Source organism: Candidatus Alcyoniella australis (genome assembly GCA_030765605.1).
Lineage (GTDB): Bacteria > Lernaellota > Lernaellaia > JAVCCG01 > Alcyoniellaceae > Alcyoniella > Alcyoniella australis.
In genome coordinates, this window is the sequence record JAVCCG010000145.1 from 1 (window position 1) to 2,899 (window position 2,899).

6 protein-coding genes are annotated in these 2,899 nt (G+C 63.4%); 2 read left to right on the top strand and 4 right to left on the bottom strand.

Annotation, left to right across the window (positions count from 1 at the left end; translation table 11 throughout):
• The 3 genes from P9M14_17515 to P9M14_17525 form a co-directional block, all read right to left on the bottom strand.
• Positions 1 to 565: hypothetical protein (locus P9M14_17515; GenBank protein ID MDP8257548.1), on the bottom strand; the 565-nt coding region annotated here is incomplete at its 3' end.
• Between the two features lie 6 nt (positions 566 to 571).
• A complete protein-coding gene (locus tag P9M14_17520; protein ID MDP8257549.1) occupies positions 572 to 913 on the bottom strand; it encodes a P-II family nitrogen regulator in 342 nt (113 codons plus the stop codon).
• Positions 914 to 928: 15 nt separating this feature from the next.
• Complete coding sequence (locus tag P9M14_17525; GenBank protein ID MDP8257550.1) at positions 929 to 1,411, bottom strand: PTS sugar transporter subunit IIA; 483 nt, start codon at positions 1,409 to 1,411, stop codon at positions 929 to 931.
• A gap of 119 nt (positions 1,412 to 1,530) precedes the next feature.
• On the opposite strand from P9M14_17525, the gene P9M14_17530 reads away from it, so the two are divergent.
• Positions 1,531 to 1,827 (top strand): hypothetical protein, encoded by a 297-nt coding sequence (locus P9M14_17530; protein ID MDP8257551.1) that lies wholly within the window; start codon positions 1,531 to 1,533, stop codon positions 1,825 to 1,827.
• A 6-nt stretch (positions 1,828 to 1,833) separates the two neighbouring features.
• Here the strand turns inward: P9M14_17530 and P9M14_17535 are convergent, their stop codons facing one another.
• Positions 1,834 to 2,397, bottom strand: coding sequence for a methyltransferase domain-containing protein (locus P9M14_17535; GenBank protein ID MDP8257552.1), 564 nt, complete (start codon positions 2,395 to 2,397; stop codon positions 1,834 to 1,836).
• 162 nt (positions 2,398 to 2,559) lie between these two features.
• On the opposite strand from P9M14_17535, the gene P9M14_17540 reads away from it, so the two are divergent.
• Positions 2,560 to 2,899: hypothetical protein (locus P9M14_17540; GenBank protein MDP8257553.1), on the top strand; the 340-nt coding region annotated here is incomplete at its 3' end.

Consider the following 2,899-nt stretch of genomic DNA (forward strand, 5'->3'; position numbering starts at 1 on the left):
AGAACATACCAAACAGCAACAGCCCCGGCAGGTCGTCCAGCGACGAGACGATCTGCAGCGCGCGGCTCGTGGCCGAGGTCGAGCGCCAGCGCGAGGCCAGCCAGAACACGCGCGTAGGCGATGAGCCCGAGGCGCAGGCGGCCAGGATCAACGTGCCGGAAACGGCGATCAACGCGGCGTCGTTGGCCAGGGTCGTGCCGCCGCGGGCAAAGCCGATCAGCTCGAGCACCGCGAACACTGCGGCCAGAGCGGCGATCGATTGCCCCATGCCCAGCACATAGAGTTTGAGGCTCACGCGTCGCAGGAAGCGCAGCTCGAGGTGCAGTCCGTAAAGAAAGCCGATCCATCCCAGCCCGAGAATTTTGATCGGCTCCAGACCGGCCAGCGCATCGGGGCCGAACACACCGCTGACGCGCGGTCCCAGCAGCACGCCCAGCGGCAGGAACAGCATGCCGGTACGCAGCGGGCTCAGCGTCTTGCGTTTGCCCTTGTCGCGGCGACCGACCAGCAACGAGCCGGCCACTGCTATCAATCCCAGCAGCAGTATGCCCAGGATGGCGCGCATCGGGCCTTAGCGGGCGGGGGACGGCTTATGGAACTCGGCCACGGGCAGGGTGAAGATCACGCCCTTGGCCTTGCCGTCGCCCTTGGTGTCGAAGATCACGTCCTTGAGCAGCGGAATCACGGCGTCGGCCTGTGCGGGCTCGACGATAGTGAAGATGAATCGGCCGTAGGGCTCGGCTCCGCCCCACAGGTTGCGGAAACCGGCGAAGATCGGCATCCGTTCGGAGATCACGCGTCCCATGCCCTGGCTTTCAACCACCGTGGCCGTGGTGATGCCGGCCTCGATCATCGCGGCTAGAACCTCCTCGGCCAGGTCCGGATTACTGATTACGCAGCCCAGCAGCAGCAAACCCGGGACCCACCCCTAGGGGTGGCGCTCCTCTACTTGCTCGAAGGCCCGCAGCACGTCCGGCGCATTCGCGGCGTTGCGCAGCTCGCCGAGGAAGTTCTCGTCCTTGAGCATTCGGCACAACCGCGAGATCAGCCGCAGGTGCTCGGCCGGGTCGTCGCCCGGGCCGACCAACAGCACGACCAGGTCGACGTGGTGGTGTTGCCCGGCCTCGTCCTCGCCGTAATCCAACGGTTGGGCGATTCGCGCCAGGAGCAGAGCCGTGCCGCCCAAACCCTGGAGACCGGCGTGGGGAATCGCCACGCCCGAGCCCACGCAAGTGCAGCCCAGTCCCTCGCGTTCGACCAGCAGCCGCAGCAGCTCGTCGCGCTGGGCTTGGTCGGCCAGGCCCGCCGGCACAAGCATCGAGGTGGTCTGAGCGAACAACGCCTGCTTGTCTTCGACCTCGAGATCAAGCTGGATCAGCTCCGGTTTGAGCATCGGCGATAGTATCTGCATCCCGGCTCCCGCTTTGCTGGTCAATCGTACTGATGTTACACGATCGAACGCGCGGTGGAATAGGGCAATCGCCCAGAGCGCACGAATCGCCTGTGCACGCGGCGCGATTGTGCTAGCCTTTGACCATGGGTAAAAAGCAAGACGAACAAAAAACAAAGCAGACGGACGGAAACGATCCGATCGAGGCCACGGGCCGGGCCTATAAAAACGGGCGTCGTATTGGCATCGCAATTGCGGTGGTGGTTCTCGGCATTTTCGTTTACAGCATTCTGCGCAACAGCGGGATATTGCCGGGAAGCGATGGGACGCTGCAAAACGGCGTGCTGGAGAACAGGGACTTCATCGTGGTGTTGATCGCCGCGGGTTTGGTGGTGGCGATTTACACGGTGCGCCGGGTGCTCGGACGCCGACGCTAGTTCCGGCTAATCCCGGCGCAGCACGGCTTGCCTGCTTCTGCGCGAGCCGTTCTGATCCTCCACCAGCCATCCGGCCTGCCGGGCCTGGTCAAGGGTGTCCTCGAACGCCTGTCGGCTGACGTGCCCGCCGGGTTCGTATATCGCCATCCGCGCACCGGGCTTGCACAGCTCGTACAGTTCGCAAAGCGCCGGGGCCATGGTCGGCAGCTCGTGCATCACGTGAATCGCGACCGCGAAGTCGACCTGGCCGCGCAGTCGGTCCAAACCCAGTCCGTGCTCCGGGCAAAGGTGCGTCTCGATCCGCTCGGAGAGCCCGGCCGCGACCGCGCGACTCTGCAACTTGTCGAGCATTTTGCGCTGCACGTCCACGCACACCACCTTGCCCGTTTCGCCGACCATCCGCGCCAAGGGCAGCGAGAAAAAGCCCATGGCGCAGCCCAGGTCGATTACGGTCATTCCCGGCCGCACGTGGGGCGCCAGCAGCTTGTCGGGATTTTCGAACAGTTTGCGCAGCGGGCTGAGCAGCAGGTAGCCGACCCAGGGCGGACAGACGCGATTTCTCTCGGCCATTGGACCTCCCCTCAAGATTCAGCATCATACCCGAGAACAGGGTCGGGGTGGAACGGGATTTGCCGGCATGTTGCCCATCAATGCTTGGAAGGATCGAGATAATATTTGCCAGTGGTTGGAATTATTGTATTCTCGTATCGATCAAGCCGGTCGGACGAAAATATGATCAATGCACAAAGCAATCGTGTCCTGATATTGGCCGCGATAATCGCGGCGCTGCTTATCGCGCTGGCGCTGCCCTGTTGCCAGACCGAGCCGCTGGACGAGATCCACACTCCCGATCAGTTCGAGAAGGACGACGACGACGCAGACGACAACGCAGGCGATCCGCCGCCTGACGATCCAACGGACGAGCCCGACCCGCTGGCCGAGCTCTTCGACGAGATGGACGTGGCCCGTTACACCGACCTGCAGTACACGCGCGTGGAGCCGGGGGTCAACGGTTACACCAACTATTATTTCAGCACTGACGATTGCTGCTGTTTCGACGGCTCCGAGGTCT